Source organism: Pedobacter sp. GR22-10 (assembly GCF_026239715.1).
Lineage (GTDB): Bacteria > Bacteroidota > Bacteroidia > Sphingobacteriales > Sphingobacteriaceae > Pedobacter.
Genome location: NZ_JAPIVR010000001.1, coordinates 1 through 17931 on the forward strand (window position 1 = coordinate 1; position 17931 = coordinate 17931).

General features: G+C 40.3%; 11 protein-coding genes. 3 read left to right on the top strand and 8 right to left on the bottom strand.

Annotation, left to right across the window (positions count from 1 at the left end; all coding sequences use genetic code 11):
- Nucleotides 1-694 precede the first annotated feature (694 nt).
- A complete protein-coding gene (locus OQX64_RS00005) occupies nucleotides 695-1675 on the top strand; it encodes an acyl-ACP desaturase (protein ID WP_088300995.1) in 981 nt (326 codons plus the stop codon).
- Nucleotides 1676-1735: 60 nt separating this feature from the next.
- On the opposite strand, the gene OQX64_RS00010 is transcribed toward OQX64_RS00005, so the two are convergent.
- The 8 genes from OQX64_RS00010 to OQX64_RS00045 form a co-directional block, all read right to left on the bottom strand.
- Nucleotides 1736-5107 carry a methylmalonyl-CoA mutase family protein gene (locus OQX64_RS00010; protein ID WP_265816929.1) on the bottom strand — a complete coding sequence of 1124 codons (3372 nt, stop codon included), beginning with the start codon at nucleotides 5105-5107 and terminating at the stop codon, nucleotides 1736-1738.
- Nucleotides 5108-5234: 127 nt separating this feature from the next.
- Entirely contained in the window at nucleotides 5235-5603 is a 369-nt protein-coding gene (locus tag OQX64_RS00015) for a VOC family protein (RefSeq protein WP_265816930.1), read from the bottom strand.
- 391 nt (nucleotides 5604-5994) lie between these two features.
- Entirely contained in the window at nucleotides 5995-7653 is a 1659-nt protein-coding gene (gene pafA, locus OQX64_RS00020) for an alkaline phosphatase PafA (protein ID WP_265816931.1), read from the bottom strand.
- Between the two features lie 69 nt (nucleotides 7654-7722).
- On the bottom strand, nucleotides 7723-9012 hold the full coding sequence (locus tag OQX64_RS00025) for a bifunctional folylpolyglutamate synthase/dihydrofolate synthase (protein ID WP_265816932.1): 1290 nt from the start codon (nucleotides 9010-9012) through the stop codon (nucleotides 7723-7725).
- A gap of 140 nt (nucleotides 9013-9152) precedes the next feature.
- The gene (locus tag OQX64_RS00030) at nucleotides 9153-9971 is read right to left on the bottom strand and encodes an energy transducer TonB (RefSeq protein ID WP_088300991.1); all 819 of its coding nucleotides are present in this window, start codon (nucleotides 9969-9971) and stop codon (nucleotides 9153-9155) included.
- Nucleotides 9971-10372, bottom strand: a complete 402-nt coding sequence (locus OQX64_RS00035) for an ExbD/TolR family protein (RefSeq protein WP_088300990.1) — start codon at nucleotides 10370-10372, stop codon at nucleotides 9971-9973. Before OQX64_RS00035 ends, OQX64_RS00030 begins: the two co-directional genes overlap by 1 nt.
- Entirely contained in the window at nucleotides 10372-11079 is a 708-nt protein-coding gene (locus OQX64_RS00040; protein WP_088300989.1) for a MotA/TolQ/ExbB proton channel family protein, read from the bottom strand. The genes OQX64_RS00035 and OQX64_RS00040 overlap by 1 nt, the downstream gene beginning before the upstream one ends.
- Nucleotides 11079-12809 carry a hypothetical protein gene (locus OQX64_RS00045; protein ID WP_265816934.1) on the bottom strand — a complete coding sequence of 577 codons (1731 nt, stop codon included), beginning with the start codon at nucleotides 12807-12809 and terminating at the stop codon, nucleotides 11079-11081. Before OQX64_RS00045 ends, OQX64_RS00040 begins: the two co-directional genes overlap by 1 nt.
- 633 nt (nucleotides 12810-13442) lie before the next feature.
- On the opposite strand from OQX64_RS00045, the gene OQX64_RS00050 reads away from it, so the two are divergent.
- A complete protein-coding gene (locus tag OQX64_RS00050) occupies nucleotides 13443-16562 on the top strand; it encodes a SusC/RagA family TonB-linked outer membrane protein (RefSeq protein ID WP_265816935.1) in 3120 nt (1039 codons plus the stop codon).
- A 15-nt stretch (nucleotides 16563-16577) separates the two neighbouring features.
- Nucleotides 16578-17930 (top strand): RagB/SusD family nutrient uptake outer membrane protein, encoded by a 1353-nt coding sequence (locus tag OQX64_RS00055; protein ID WP_265816936.1) that lies wholly within the window; start codon nucleotides 16578-16580, stop codon nucleotides 17928-17930.
- Nucleotide 17931: the final 1 nt, after the last annotated feature.

The window sequence follows — 17931 nt, forward strand, 5'->3', positions numbered from 1 at the left end:
AGACCAAGGAACAAAGAGCAAAGGCTGAATTGTTGTTTGAATATTACTGAGATATGATCCGGGATGTTTTTAAGGGTACTAATCAACAACGGATCGACGAACATCAAAATGGGCTCATCTATAATTGTTTCCCGCGGATTTCGGAGATTTCGCGGATTTAGGGTGATGAAACGTTGTGTAGTCGCATTTGGAGTCTGAAGAAAAGCAGGTTTAAAAGTTATTCTCAATCAATGTTTTCCGAAGCCCTTGTTTAGTTCTCCTGAATGGGATTCAGGATCTGAGAAGAGTGGATTTAAACATCTCAGCAGGCGCAGGCTTTCAAAAAAGGCACCAGGCCTGTCTTTAATAAACCTGATGGCAACGAAAATCCTTTTTGTTAACCATAACATGCTATTTCCAGAAATATCTCAACAAAAAGATTGTCGTGTACAGCAGGACTGAAATAGCCAATCGTTGCTGACTTTCGTTTGCAAATTGTTCTGAGTATTCAGTGAATTTACTTTATTATCAAGTGGCATGATTTTTCAACATATGGTTTAATCGATAGTAGATGATCAGGTATCAATTTCCCTCATTATGAGATTAGTAATAAAGATCATATTTAAAACTGATTCTATGCAAATGTGTTAATAAAATAAGGTTTGCCGTAATATTTGGTTACCTTTGTTTTTAACAAAATTTATATAAACGAGTAATGAGTTTTTTTGCAGAAAAAAGAAGGGAAGTAATGGTGCATATTGAGAAGTATATGCTCGACATGATGGATACATACCTTAAGCCTATTGATACCAATTGGCAACCATCTGATTTTCTACCTGATTCTACAAGTGATACTTTTTATCAGGATATTAGAATCTTGAGAGAAAATGCAAAAGATTTATCATATGACCTGGTAGCTGTTTTAATAGGCGATACCATTACTGAAGAAGCCTTACCTACCTACGAATCATGGTTGGCCATGGTGCAGGGACCAAGCATGAAAGAAGATGGTGGCTGGATGAAATGGAACAGACACTGGACAGCTGAAGAAAACCGTCATGGTGATTTGTTAAATAAGTATTTATATTTATCAGGTCGTGTAGATATGCGCCAGATGGAAATCTCTACACAATATTTAATTGCTGATGGTTTTGACATCGGAACCGGACATGATCCGTACCGTAACTTTATTTACACTTCCTTTCAGGAGTTGGCTACCAATATTTCGCACAGAAGGGTAGCTTCCCTAGCCAAAAGAGATGGCGATACCCTATTGTCTAAAATGTGTGGGGTTATTGCTTCTGATGAAGCGAGACATGCTAAAGCTTATAAGGATTTCATGAATCGTATTTTCGAAGTAGATCCTAATGAGGCCATGCTTGCTTTTGAGGATATGATGCGTAAAAAAATTGTAATGCCTGCACACTTTTTACGTGAAGTGGGTTTGAAAATTGGTCAGACATTTGGTCACTTTACAGATGCAGCACAACGCTTAGGTGTTTATACAGCGGTTGATTACGTAGAAATTATGCAACAGTTAATTGAAGACTGGAAAATTGACGGTATGCAGGATTTAAATGATGCCGGTGAAAAAGCCCGTGATTATATTATGGCATTGCCTTCCCGTTTATTGCGTGTGGCAGAACGGATGAAGACACCCACCATTGATTATAAATTTAGCTGGATTGCTGGTTAAAAGCCCTGAAATATTATTGAAAGTCCCGTTTTGAAAAAATCATAACGGGACTTTTTTGTGCTACATGTTTCGGCGGTATTGCCCGCCAACCTGATAAAGTGCATGGCTGATCTGACCAAGGGAACAAACTTTACAAACTTCCATTAGCTGTTCGAATATATTTTCTCCATCAATGGCAGATTTCTGAAGTTTTTTGAGCAGGTGATCTGATTGAGCTGCATTTCTTTGCTGAAAATTTTGGAGGGCATTGATCTGGTATTGCTTTTCTTCTTCAGTAGCCCGTATCACCTCACCTGGAACTATAGTAGGCGAACCATTCTTATTTAAAAAAGTATTAACTCCTACTATCGGATAATCACCATTATGTTTAAGGGTCTCATAATATAAACTTTCTTCCTGAATTTTTCCACGCTGGTACATGGTTTCCATCGCACCTAAAACGCCACCCCGGTCGTTAATTCTTTTAAATTCCTGTAATACGGCATCTTCAACCAGATCGGTTAATTCTTCAATTATGAATGCGCCCTGCAGTGGGTTTTCATTCTTAGCCAATCCTAATTCCCTATTAATAATGAGTTGAATGGCCATGGCGCGACGAACAGATTCTTCTGTAGGTGTGGTAATGGCTTCATCATATGCATTGGTATGTAATGAATTACAGTTGTCATAGATGGCATAAAGTGCCTGTAAGGTTGTCCTGATATCATTAAAATCTATTTCCTGCGCATGCAGGGAGCGTCCGGAAGTTTGAATATGGTATTTTAATTTTTGCGACCGGTCATTTCCTTTATATTTATTTTTGATTGCTTTTGCCCAGATTCTCCGTGCCACCCTACCAATCACAGCATATTCGGGGTCTATCCCATTGGAGAAAAAGAAAGAAAGATTGGGTGCAAAATCATCAATGTGCATGCCTCTGCTCAAGTAATATTCTACAAACGTAAAACCATTGCTTAAGGTAAAAGCAAGTTGGGAAATGGGGTTTGCCCCTGCCTCGGCAATATGGTATCCGGAAATTGATACAGAATAAAAATTACGGACTTTTTCATCAATAAAATACTTTTGAATGTCGCCCATCATTCTAAGTGCAAATTCTGTGGAGAAGATACAGGTGTTTTGTGCCTGATCTTCTTTTAAAATATCTGCTTGTACCGTTCCACGAACTGCACTGATGGCTTTTGCCTTGATGGTCTGGTAAACTTCCAAAGGTAAAACCTCCTCTCCGGTTACACCCAGAAGCATTAATCCCAGTCCATTATTTCCTTCAGGAAGTTCGCCATTGTATGAAGGGCGCCGGATATTTTTTGCCTGGTAAATTTTATCTATCTTTTGCACTGTTTCTTCCTGTAGATTGTTTTCGAGGATATACTTTTCACATTGCTGATCGATAGCGGCATTCATGAAAAAGCCCAGCAACATCGGCGCAGGCCCATTAATGGTCATGGAAACGGATGTGGAAGGAGCACAAAGGTCGAAACCTGAATACAGTTTTTTGGCATCATCAAGAGTGGCAATACTTACCCCTGAGTTCCCGATTTTACCATAAATATCGGGGCGGATGTGCGGATCTTCTCCATATAGGGTCACGGAATCAAACGCGGTAGAAAGCCGATGTGCCGGCTGTCCGAGTGAAACATAATGAAAACGTTTATTTGTACGTTCGGGACCACCCTCACCTGCAAACATTCTGGTTGGATCTTCACCCTCTCGTTTTAACGGGAAAACGCCAGCGGCATACGGGAACTCTCCTGGTAGGTTCTCTGTAAGTAACCATCTTAAAATATCGCCCCAATCTTCATATCGGGGTAAAGAAACTTTAGGAATGTTTAGCTTGGATAGTGACTCGTAATATAGTGGTTGCTTAATTTCCTTATCACGTACTTTATAGATAAAAAACTTTTCCTGATAAGTCTTTTTGGTTTCCGGCCATTGACGAAGCAGGCGCTTACATTCACCATCCAATTGTTCCTCAAATAATATATATGCCTCCTGTAAACCTTCACTTAAAGAGAGCGATGGATGATCTTGTGCAAGATCGAGAACGCCTTTCAGCTGATACATTTTTCGGGCAATGCTGGCTTGTTTATCTACCCATTCATGATAGGCCTGGCTTCCTTCAGCTATTTCTGCCAGGTAACGGATGCGATCAGGTGGAATGATATAAATTTTTTCTGACTGATCTGAAGTGAGTTCCATTTTCGCCTGAAAATCTGTTCCGGTTTTAATGTTAATTTGTTCCATCAAGGCAACAAAGAGGTTATTCATGCCCGGATCATTAAACTGCGATGCCATGGTACCATAAACAGGAATTTTATCATCGCTCACCTCAAAAAGATTGTGATTACGTTTGTACTGCTTGCGTACATCGCGAAGTGCATCCAAAGCACCACGTTTATCAAATTTGTTTAAAGCAACCAGATCGGCAAAATCAAGCATGTCAATTTTTTCCAGTTGTGTAGCGGCACCAAATTCAGGTGTCATCACATACAATGAAACATCACAATGTTCGGTAATTTCGGTATCAGACTGGCCAATTCCGGAAGTTTCCACGATAATTAAATCGTAACCTGCCGCTTTACAGATATCGATACTTTCCTGTACATTTTTGGATAAAGCGAGATTCGCCTGCCGCGTAGCAAGTGATCGCATATAAACTCTAGGATTATTGATGGCATTCATGCGAATGCGATCGCCTAATAATGCCCCACCGGTTTTTCTTTTGGATGGATCAATGGAAATGATAGCCAATGTTTTGTCTGGCACTTCCACCAAGAAACGACGAACCAGTTCGTCTACCAATGATGATTTACCTGCTCCGCCTGTTCCTGTAATTCCTAAAATTGGAGCCGTGTTATTTTTTGAAAGTTTCTTTAATTCATCCACGAATTTCTGGGCACCTTCCGGATCATTTTCTGCAACCGTAATTGCTCCGGCAATGGCCTTTACGTCTTTTGTTGGGATGGTTTGCAATTCGTTTGTAATCCCGTCATTCGTCATGAAATCAGTTTGAATCAACATATCATTGATCATTCCCTGTAAACCCATTTTGCGACCATCATCCGGAGAGTAGATTTTAGAAATCCCGTAGGCCTCAAGTTCTTCAATTTCTGCAGGTAAAATTACCCCACCGCCGCCGGCAAATATTTTGATATGCCCTGAACCTTTTTCCTTTAAAAGATCGTGCATGTATTTAAAATATTCTATATGTCCGCCTTGATAGGACGTCATGGCGATGCCCTGAACATCTTCCTGTATGGCGCAATTTACCACTTCTTCGACTGATCGGTTATGACCAAGATGGATGACTTCTGCTCCGGATGACTGTAAAATCCGACGCATGATATTAATGGTGGCATCGTGGCCATCGAAAAGGGAGGCAGCGGTTACAAAACGAATTTTATTTTTTGGTTTGTATATTTCTACTGGTTGCATACAATAGGATTTAAAGGCGGCTGTACTTAAACGACTCATCCTTGTTCCCAAATATTTGGTATGCAAATGTACTAAAATAAGTAGCTCCGGCCAGGTATACCCTATACCGTTATGGCTTTTGGTTCAGCTATAAATCCTGTCCGAATTGCAACAAATAGCCATTATTGTCATAAATGGCAAACTCCCTCATGCCGTAATCGAAATCTTCCAGTGGATAACAGATTTTACATTTACTTTTTAAATTTTCCCATAATGTTGCCACTTCATTTGTTTTGATATAAAGTGAGCCACTCATGATGGGTTTATGTATGTTACGGTGCTGATTAGGTGTGCAGAACATGATTTCTATTTCATCTTTGCTGAGGGCTAACCAGCTAACATCATCGGACTTTTTACTACAGGTGAAGTTTAATATTTCAGTGTAAAATGTTAAGGTGGCCTGTATATCATGCGTTTCGAGCATGGGCGTGAGTTTGGTTGCTGTATATGTTGACATGATCTAAAATGATAAAAATGGTTCAAAATAGAAGATCATCCTCGTGATTAGAAATAGTATACTTGATTTTTAACCATATAGGCATTTAAGTGCATATCAGGTATAGTTTCATATTGTACATTTATATCTGGGGGCATGCTAAACTGACTAAGGTGGTTCAATATTATTCTTTGCCATTATCATCGAAGATCATCCTTGGTGATTAGAAAATAGTATACTTGATTTTTAACCATATAGACATTTAAGTGCATATCAGGTATAGGTGGAGATTACTTGAGATTTTTGGTCTAATAAATTTAAGGGTACCTCAAAAGACCCTGAAATGAATTCAGGGTGAGGATTATATGTAAAATAAAAAAAAAACTATGCTGGTAGGCATAGTTTTTATGAATTATTTATTGGTAATTTCTGTAATCGGTTCGCCAACATTGCCATTTGGCATTTGAATATGCAGCAAGGCAGCGAGGGTAGGGGCAATATCAGTCATGTAATGTGTTTTATTTGATGCACCTGGCTTGATTCCCCAGCCCATAAAAACCAATGGAATGTGAGCATCATATGGATTCCAGTTGCCATGGGTAGTACCTGTGCTGCTACCGTTAAACCAGTTCGGATTTAAAATGTAATAAAGGTCTCCGCTTCTTCTGGCATTGTAACCATTGGTGATCATTTTCTTTTGAACCTCCGGTAAAGTTGCCTGAGAAATTTTTGAAATGTCTACCACATTGGCAAAGCCATCCATCTTTTTCAAAAATTCTATTGATGCCGATTTTACTACATCAAAGCTTACATTCAGCTGATCTGTTTTATCGTGATCAAAAATAATCTGGTTGTTCATTGATCTTAACACAATATTCTCGACCTTGAATTTATCATTGAGATAAGCATTTAGTTTACTGGCAATATCTCTGTCACTTACCACGCCTGAAGGTAATTTATTGGCCTGCATAAAGCCAGGTACATGAGCCGCACCGTGGTCTGCCGTTAAAAATACAGTGTAATTTCCTTTGCCAACTTTCTTATCCAGATAATTGAAAAATTCTTCAATGTCTTTATCCAAACGTAAATAGGTATCCTCAGCTTCTACTGAATTCGGGCCATAAGCATGACCAACATAATCGGTAGAAGAACAACTTACCGCTAAGAAATCAGTGATGTTATCCTGACCTAAATCTTCAGAAAGGATGGCTAATTTGGCAAGGTCAAGGGTAATGGTGTTGCCGTAAGGTGTGCTTCTGATGGCATCGTAATTTTTACCGGCAAACTGCGCAAGGCTATGCGGAAAAGTACTTTGTTTTCCTTCATAAACCTGTTCATCCGCAGTACTGTTCACATAAGTGTTAATCGGATATAATGTTTCCCAGTTTTTTGCATAAAACTTATTTGCGAGTTTAAGTTTATTATAATCTGCAATCCAGGTTGGTACTTCTTTCATATAATAGCTACTGGTGATCCAGTTACCAGTAGTTCCCTGATACCAGTATGCCGCATTTGCAGCATGCCCTGCAGGAAGAATAGATCCCCTGTCTTTCAAAGAAATTCCGATGACTTTACCGCGGAAATTAGTGGCTAACCTTAACTCATCTGTAATGGTTGAAGTTAACATATTTTTTGGCGACATATTGCCTTCGGGTGATGGTGTACTGCCCACAGTTACGACACTGGTATCTTCAGTGCAATACACGCTTCTTTTTGTTTCAGGATCATACCAGTCGTTGCCGATAATGCCATGAATGGCCGGGATGGAGCCTGTATAAATACAGGTGTGGCCACAGGCCGTATAAGTTGGGGTATAAGGAATAAACGTATTTTCAACAGAAAAACCCTCGTTAACTAATCTCTTAAAGCCTCCATTGGTATAGCGGTTGTAATAACGGTATAAGTAATCCCAACGCATCTGATCAACCACCAGGCCTACCACCAGTTTAGGTCGTGCCACTTCAGCAGGAAATGTCTGGGATTGATTTTGTGGTGTTTTTTTGGTTTGTGCTGATGCGATTGAACCGGAGAGGAGTGCGAGTGAAAAGAGTAAATAAGAAATTTTCTTCATTCTGTTTTTTAGTAAAGGCCAAAATTAATCATTTTAAGATGAAGAACTTTTGAAGTTTTTGTAAAGTTTTTATATCGCTTCCGCTACTACGAACGTGCTTCCGCCGATATAAATCAGATCATTTACCGTTGCATTTTTTAACGCGGCTTCCTTTGCTGCTGAAACTGAAGTATATGTTTTACCCACAAGATGATATGCAGATGCCTGTTCTGCCAGCTCAGCTTCAGGTAACCCTCTTTCCAAATCAGGCATACAAAAATAATAGGTAGCTTGCAGCGGCAGTAGTGATAAAACCTTCGAAATATCTTTGTCCTTCACCATTCCAAAAACGATGTGCAATTTTTCGTAGGGCGTTTGGTGAATGTTTTTCATCACTTCTGCAATACCGGCTTCATTGTGACCGGTATCACAAATTACCAGCGGACTGGTTTGCAAAGTTTGCCACCGGCCCTGCAAACCAGTGTATTTTTTTACGTTTTTGAGTCCTTTGTAAATACTTTTTTCTGCAATTTTGAATTCCGTTTCCTTTTCAAGAACATGCAATGCTTCCAAAACGGTCACGATGTTCTTTTGCTGATAGAAGCCAGTAAGGTCGCTCTGCAGATTTTTGTATTGTATTTTATCTTCCCGAAGGATAGATAAGAAAAGCAGGTTATCCTTTAATTCAAAATCGGCAGCCTTTAAAATCTCATCCGCAAATACGATCGGTGCATTTGCTTCTGTAGCTTTTGCAATGAAAACAGCCGATGATTTGTCTTGTGTTTCACCAATAATGACTGGTGTATTGGCTTTAATGATACCTGCTTTTTCACCGGCAATTTCTTCAATAGTATTTCCAAGCATATTCATGTGATCCATGCTGATATTGGTAATCACAGAAATTTCAGGACTGATAATGTTGGTAGAATCTAAACGTCCGCCCAGGCCAACTTCAATAACGGCAATGTCTACTTTGTTTTTTGCGAAATGATCAAAAGCCATGGCTACCGTTACTTCAAAAAAAGAGGGTTGGATGTCTTCCATGAGTGTTCGCTGAGCGGAAACAAAGTCGACCACATCCTGCTTCGGCATCATTTTTCCATTGATCCGGATGCGCTCTCGAAAATCTTTAAGGTGCGGTGAGGTATATAAACCTGTTTTATAGCCTTGCGCCTGTAACACTGCTGCCAGCATGTGTGATGTAGAACCTTTACCATTGGTGCCAGCCACATGAATACTTTTAAATTTTCTTTGCGGATGATCAATTGCTTCGCATAATAAAATGGTATTGGTTAAATCCTTTTTAAATGCTGACGCGCCAACACGGGTAAACATGGGAAGTTTACTGTATAAAAAATCAAGTGTCTGCTGGTAATTCATGGCGCAAATATACATCAAGGGGATTCAAAGTGAAATTGAAATCTTTTTAAAAAAAGCATCTAAACACAAAAGGGCACGGATAAAATACCGTGCCCTTTTGTGTTAGTATTACAATATGTGAAATTTAAAGTGATGTAAAGCTAGTTTACGCCAAAATTAAAAGTAACTAAGCCAGTTTGATTATCTCCACCTTCTTCGGCTTTAATGATTGAAGAATTTAACACCGCCTGAATACATTTATTCACCAATTCAGTGTCGGTTGTGGTAGATCCCTTAAGGTTTTGGGTGGCCTTAACAATTTTTCCGTTCCGGTTAAAATATACCCTGATCACAATCCGGCCTGTCTTCTGACCATCATCTGTTGGTTTTTCTAAATTTGCAAAGCGCCTCAATGGGAGTGGTGTATTGCCAAATCCTGAACCGCCTGCACCATAATTGTTGGCTAAAGGATCACCATTTACAGAACCCTGGTTACCCGGCGTATTTCCGGTTCCATCTCCACCGCCCTGGCCGGTACTTTTCTTGCCTTTGTAAAGCGCATTTTGGTTTACGACCGGTTTCGAAGGTTTATCTTCAGTTGCTGTAGTTGGGGTAGCCGCCTTCGTTTTGGTTGGCTTGGTGTTTACAGCAATTGCTTCTTCGGTGTTTTGGGTCTGAATTTCTTTTTCTCCGGTTTCTACCGTTGTATTTTCCGTTACTTTTTCTTCTGGTACAACTTTATCAGGTGCTTTATTATTGGCATTTGGATCTGCAGAAGGTTCTTCAATACTGGTATAATCATCGCCCATCCCGGTTTCAGCCGTGCCATAGTTCACCACCATACCACCCATTCCGATCTCTTCGGGGGGCTCAAAAGAATTTATCACGATCAAAAAGCTAATCGCAAGCAAAACAGCCATGATTCCGCTGGAAATGGCAATGGCTTTTGGATAATTATTTTCTTCTGTAGTATTATTCATTATTTTTTAGGCTCTACAGCTAAAACGAGTTTTAATTTCAATTTGTTTGCTACATCATAAGCCACCATGATGTTTTCTGCCGGAACATTTTTTGCCACATATAAAACGATCGTCATATCAGGCGCAGCTTTCTGGTAAACCTCAATGGCAGATTGTAAACCTTCAGCAGCTACAGGTTTCTTATCAACGAAATAATTGAACTTATCATCTATACTCACCGTTACGGCTTTCTTTGCTGTTGATTGTTGTCCGCTGGAAGATTGTGGCAATAATAATTTAACCACCTGTGGATTTACGACAGCCGAGGCCAATAAGAAAAACAACATCAGAAAGAACATAATGTCGTTCAGTGCTGATGTATGTACTTCTACACTTCCTTTTGTTCTTTTGCGTAAATTCATTATTTGCTTGGTTCTTCTAATAAATCAATAAAATCAATAGCATCTGTCTCCATTTTAAGGATGATTTTTTCTACCATAATGTTTAAGATGTGGTACAACACATAAGCAATAATACCGATTATTAAACCGGATGCAGAGGTGATCATTTTAGTATATAAACCTCCTGAAATGGTACCAATTTCAATAGCGCCTTTAATGGATACCTGGTGAAAGATGGTAATTACCCCAACGATGGTTCCGACGAAACCAAGCATGGGTGCAATACCAGCAACAATACCGAGGATACTGATATTCTTTTCCAGTTTGGAAACCTCTAATTTACCCACGTTTTCAATGGCGCCTTCAATATCCTTAATCGGGCGACCGATGCGTTTTAAACCTTTCTGCAACATGCGTGAAAGTGGAGAGTTATTATTTTTTAGCAACGACATGGCCCCGTCTAAATTTCCGGAATGGATATATGACCTGATCTGTCCCATAAGGTTAGCTTCATCTTTTGTCGCTTTTTTAATGGTTAAGTAACGTTCTACAAATATAACAAGGGCTAAAAATGCCAGAAATGCCAGCGGAATCATTACCCAGCCGCCTTTAAAAAGAAGGTCGATAAAGTGAAGTTCTTGCGGAGCGGGCTGTGTTAACGCCTGGTTAACCGCATTGGCTGTGTCTTGAATCGCTTGCGTGGTGTCTTGAATTAATAAAGTAATCATTATGGTTGTGTGTTGGTAAATATTTGTTGTACAAAAAATCCTTTTCCTTTTAGTTTTTTCTGCAAAATCTCTTTTTGCACTTCAGCTTCTTTTTGCGTTTTAAAACTTGCAATGCTTACCTTTTTTAAACGGCCCGGAAGTTTTGCAATTTCTGCTTTCAAACCTATTTTTTCCATTTGTTTGATAAAAACCAAAGCTTTCTTTTCTGATTGGAAAGATGCCGCAATTACGTTAAAGGTAGACGGACCGGTATTAACCGGGATTTGACTTTCTTTAGGCGTTTCTACAGGAGGCTTAACCACTGGCTTTTCTGTCAGTTTACCAAGTGAATCTGTTTTTTTCTGTACCTGGTTTACTTTCAGAATGCTATCAGTTTTGGCAGCAGAGTCTTGTCTGGCTTTTGCCGGATCAACAGTAACCTGAGCTGTGTCTGTAACGGTTTTAATAGGTTGAGCAGGCGATATCTGGCCTGTAAATAGTTCTGGTTTAATCAGATAGGTGATGGCTACTGCGATAATTACAATCAATACAGCAATCGTTATTTTTAGCCAGGTTGACATGCCTTGCGGTGTTTCTTCCTCAGGTAGAATAGGATCGTGACCAAAGCGATTGGGATGTTCGGCATGCTGTGCTTTAATGAAAGCAGGCGCATCTATTACAGGTTCCGGCTCTGCTGTATTTTCGTCCAGATGAAGGTATGTTTTAGGTGTATCCGCATCAGCCCTCAATGAGAAACGACCTGAGTGAGGTACCGGTTGAAGGATATCTGTTTCTGAAATTGCAGTTTCATCAGGAACCACAGTATTTATGGCAACAGGAGTTTCCAGCTGCGAAGTGTTTTTATTTGCCTGTTGAACGGCTTCTTTATATGCCTCTTCTGATTCAGGCGTATGGCCAAAACGATTCGGATGTGCTGCATGTTGTGCCTTTACCACCTCAGGAGTTTCCACAATGGATTCTTCTATTACACTATTTTCTGCTAAAGTAGCTGGTGTTTCATTTTCTTCAGGTTGTAAAACTGGTGGAGTTAAATTTGTATCGGCTTTTACTGCTGCTTCATCTTCAGGGGTATGGCCAAAGCGATTCGGATGTGCAGCATGCTGCTCCTTTATAAATTCAGGTGTATCCTTCACCTCTTCAGCAGGAATGGTATGTTTTAAAGTATGCTTAAAATCATCCTTCACTTCATCAGGTTCAATATTTTCAATTGCGGGATGTTGATATGATGGATTTGCAAATGGGGAAGATGTAACCGTTTTATCAGGTATTTCGCTATTTACTTCCTCCTCTGGTTTGCCTACAGCTGGTTTTACTTCTTCAATGTTGTTTTCAGAAAGTGCAGGAAGACCAAAAAATTCAGAACCATAGGTAATGTTTTCAGCAGGGTCAAAACTTAAACCCGCATGCTTTGTAAAATAAAGTCTGCCAATACGGTCCAAAATGGCTTCATGTTCCTCTTCCAGACGAAGATTAGTCTCTTCTACAAATTTAGAAATGTAATACCCGGCACTTTCAACAGATATGTTTCTTTTAGCGGCAACATAGTCTTCCAGTATATTTTCTTCTTTAACTTCAGGAGTAAAGTGCAAAGTAAATCCCGGGGGTAAGAAAGATTGTTTTTCCTTATCGTATCTGCCAGGATATTTCTTTTTAAAGAAAGTTCCTAAACCGGCAATACCAACTTCTTTGCGTTGTTGCAAGAGTTCAAAAAGGTATGATAAGATATCCATTTTGTAAAATTATTATTTTAGAATTAAAAAAGATATTCATTTAAACTGCTTTGAAGGCTGTTTTCACAAAATGTGAGTTGAAAAAGCCCGGAAATAGGGGAGGAATGAATAATTTTTATCATGCAAATTTTACGGTTTAAGAGAATTGGTAGCTGCGTTCTTTCAAAGATAACGGTTACAAAGATAAAAATGGTATGTTACTACGCAAATGGCATATAAAATATAATACGATTGTGCTAATCAAAAGTAATCTAAAAGGATTTAGACCTTTGTAAATATATAAAAATAGTTAATCTACCGATTTTGTAGATTAACTATTTTTTTTTTACGTTTGTCATTACGATGAATACCATACGAACAATTCTTACTCAAGTACTTAAGTTGTTAGTTCCGCCTTCCTATTCTCTGAAGATACCACAGATGAATCAGGAACCCTGTAAAAGTTAAAGCATTATGAATATCTGTCAATCCCTAACAAATCCAATCCCTTCATCCATGAGTTAACCGTTTATAAAAAAACCGGCAAGGAAGCCTCACCGGTTAGTTGGAATATCAGTTCTGTAACGCCAATCACTTACTGATATCCGCTCAGCTTTATTCAATGATAATCATTAACATAAAACCAGTTTAAATATGGAAATATTTCTCCATAAGAAAAAGTATATAGCGTATATTCTAAAAGCCAGCCTGATTTTTTCTTTTCTGCTGCTGTCTGTTTCCAGTAAGCTTTTTGCCCAGGTAGAACCACCACCCCTGATTAATTCAAATTTACAGGGACTGGTCATTGATTCGGCCACCAAAGAACCTTTACCGGGGGTAGTGGTTCGTATAAAAGGGGTTACACATTCTGTATCAACCGATGGTGAGGGTAAATTTATTTTCGTTACCGGCCAAAAACTGCCTTATACCTTAATCTTAAGTTCGGTGGGTTACGAAACCAAAGAACTGGTGGTGTCCACGAGTCCGGTAACAATCCGGTTAAAGGAAACCAATAGTCAGTTAAATGATGTTGTAGTGGTTGGCTATGGCAAACAAACCCGGAAATCACTAACAGGCGCGGTATCTACTATTGCTGTAGATGAAGTAAGAACAAAACCTACAGCCACATTTGCCGAACAGTTACAGGGGAAAGCACCCGGTTTACAGGTAAGTACATCAACCGGGGTTCCGGGTGACGGGATGTTTATCCGAATCAGGGGAACAACCTCTATTAACGCCAGTAATGATCCTTTGTATGTAATTGACGGGGTTTATGTAAACAGCGGATCGCTGCAACGCATTACCACTCAGGGCCAGGCAAATAATCCGTTGTCGGATATCAATTCGGATGATATTGAGAGTGTAACGGTGTTAAAAGATGCTGATGCGACGGCCATTTATGGTGCCAGGGCAGCCAACGGGGTAATTGTCATCACCACTAAACGTGGCAAATACAATACCGGGCCAAAGGTAAGCCTGAGCGCCTATATAGGTACCGCAAAAACACCAAAATTATGGGATCTGGCTACGGGGCCGCAGCATGCAGAACTGGTAAACGAATTTTACCGAAATTCGAATGCAGATGCCATTGCAATTGCCGCCGCAAATGGAACAAACCCAGCTACCACTTATCGCTTTCAGCCTTTCAGAGCCTTAACGGATAACCCAACGGCATCTCCTGCACCACGCGGTTTGCCTCAGGATCAAAGTACTTACGATCGGTTAGGCAAAGCTTTCAGAACCGGATTTTTGCAAAATTATGATGTATCGGTGTCTGGCGGAAATGATAAGACCACCTATTATATTGGGGGTGGATTAAATAAGCAGGAGGCTACTTTAAAAACAAATGATTTTAGAAGGGGAAGTTTTAAAATTAACCTCGACCAGAAAATCGGCGATTTCATCACCATCGGTACCAGCAATATTTTAACGCAAACTTACCGTACCAATGCCCGTGTAGGCGATGGCCCACAGGGTGGAATTCTCCAGTCTGCATTGCATACTCCAACTTATTTACCTGAGGTTAACGCGGATGGAACTCCCGGAAAATGGGCCGGATTTGATAACCTGGATGTTTTGCTCGCAAATACCAATATGAATAGTACAAGTAACCGATTAATCAGCAATGTTTATGGAGAGGTAAAAATTTTAAAAGACCTTACCTTCAAAACCAGCTGGAGCGTTGATTATAATCAGTATGATGAATACCAATACTGGAATAGCCTAACCAATTTAGGGATTGCCAACAGAAACCTCGGCTCAAACAGTGTAAGTAACAATACCATCTGGACGAATGAGCAGACCTTAAACTATACCCATACTTTTGATGATCATAGTTTTGGTGCATTAATCGGAAATTCACTTCAAGGTGCGGTAAGCAAACAGGTTTTAGCTCAGGGAACCAATTTTCCAAACGATTCGTTTCAGCAGATTGCTTCTGCCGCAACTACCACTTCATCAGCCTCTGAATCTAAATATACCTTATCCTCATTTTTCGCCAGGTTAAATTATAATTATGCTGGTAAATATTACGCGGTTTTTAGTGTTCGCGGTGATGGTTCTTCCCGTTTCGGAGCCAATCATCAATGGGGATATTTTCCTTCTGCAGGTATTTCCTGGCGTATTAATAAAGAAAATTTCTTAAAAGATGTCGCGGTGATTTCTGATTTAAAATTAAGAGGAAGTATCGGAATTACCGGTAATCAGAATGGCATCAACGATTTCGCCTCACGCGGGTTATGGGGCGCTGGTGCGAACTATCAGGACAATCCTGGAACCATCGCCTCACAATTGGCTAACCCTGATTTAAAATGGGAAAGTACCCGCCAAACGAATATTGGTTTGGATTTAAGCTTATTTAAAGATCGTTTAACCATCAGCGGTGATGTTTATGAAAAGTACACCAGTAATTTATTGCTTAACCTCCCGCTGGCATCAAGCAAGGGCTTCTCATCCATATTAACCAATGCCGGCGAAATGAGCAACAAAGGTTTTGAATTTAATGTAAGCAGTGTAAATGTTGATCAGGCTTTTAAGTGGAGCACCAACTTCAACATCTCCAGAAACATCAATAAAATTGAGCAACTACCAACGCCGGTAGTTGCTGCCTATGCCGCTCAACGTATGGTACAGGGTTTATCGATGTATACCTTTTTTGTGTACAACCAATTATATGTAGATCCGCAAACGGGAAATGCGGTTTATGAAGATGCCGACAAAAACGGGGTGATCAATGCGAATGATATTGTTCCGGTAGGAAATGCGCTGCCAAAATTCAATGGAGGTTTAACCAATAATTTCAGTTATAAAGGCTTTGATTTATCGGTGTTCTTCAACTTCGTTTACGGCAATAAGGTTTATAATAATAACCACTACTTCCTGGAGGGTGGAGGAACCCGCGATGCCAACAGGGCGATGGATGTTTATCAGTTAGATCGCTGGCAACAGCCAGGCGATATCACAGATATGCCTCGACTTACTGCTTTTGGACAGAATTACACCATCAGCCCGACCAGCCGGAACATTGAAGATGGTTCATTTATCCGCTTAAGTAATGTTACGTTGGGCTACAACATTCCGAAAAGCATCACTAAAAAGATAAAAATGTCTGCCGTTCGCATTTATGCCAGTGGATCGAATCTGGCCTTGTGGACTAAGTACAAGGGGCCCGATCCAGAAATCAATGTGTCATCATCAGCAACTGTTTTGGGTTACGATCTGGGAACACCTCCCGTGCCCAGAACTTTTCAAATCGGCGCAAACATTACATTTTAATCCATGGTAACAATTATGAAAAAAGTAATTTATATCTTATTTCTCGTGGTATTGTTTACTTCCTGCAAAAAGTTTCTGGAGGTAGAACCACAACTTCAGGTGGATCAGGATCAGGCGATTATTAACGCAGGTTCCGCCACTACTGCAGCTAATGGTCTTTTTAACCTATTGGCCAGCAACGGTTATTATGGCTCTAACTTTCTGGCCCTTTCCTATCTTTCTGCCGGCGATATTCAATGGTCCGGATCGCAGGCTGATCCGAATGAAATTACCAAACATTTAACCTCCGCAACCAATGGCTACGTACAGTCTGCATGGACGGCTATTTACAGAACCATTTCTCAGGCCAATTACATTATAGACAAAGTACCGGGCGTGGCCGATCCACAGTTTTCAACGGCTTTAAGAAACCAGTACCTGGGTGAAGCCTATTTTGTTCGGGCATTGGCCTATTTTGACCTGGCAAGGTGCTGGGGTGGTGTTCAGTTAATTCTGAGACCCACCAATACTTCTTCAGATAATTCGGACATTCCAAGAAGCAGCCTGGCGGATACTTATGCACAAGTACTGAAGGATTTAAATGCTGCAGAAACTTTAGTGCCTGCTGTGGTAAACCGGAACCGCGTTTCTTTACGCACCGTTCAGGCATTGAAAGCCAGATTTTATCTGTACCAGAAAAACTGGACTTTGGCCGAACAATTTGCCACCTTGGTTATTGGCGATAATGCGAACTATTCTTTGGTTACGCCTTACAGTGCCTTTTTTGCAAACAATGTAGCCAGCACAAACGAATCAATTCTGGAACTGGCTTATACTACTTCAAATACCAATAATCACAGTAACTGGTGGCTGCCACCGGCTTTGGGCGGAAGAAGAGAATGGTCGCCAAATGATGCTTTGGTAGCACAATTGAATAATCCGGCTATAGGTGGCAACCGTAATGCTTTAATTGCCAGAACTGCTCCTCCGGGAAATTTATGGTATGGCAGGTTATATTACCGCAACCCGTTGGGAACTGATCCTGCTTACCTGATCAGGGTTTCGGAACTTTATTTAATCCGCTCAGAAGCAAGGGCCTATCAGGGGAATTTTACCGGCGCAACAGCAGATTTGAATGCGGTGAGAAGCAGGGCAGGCCTGAGCGCCAGCACGGCTTCAACACTGACAGAGATTTTACTGGCTTTGGAAAACGAGCGTCAGTTGGAATTTGCTTTTGAAGGCGACCGTTGGTTTAATCTTGTCCGCACCGATCGTGCACAAACGGTTCTGGCTTTGCCGGATAAGCACCTTTATCTTTTCCCGATTCCTTATAATGAAACATTGGTAGATCCCCAGCTTGGAGGAGCAAACCGTAACCCTGGTTATTAAG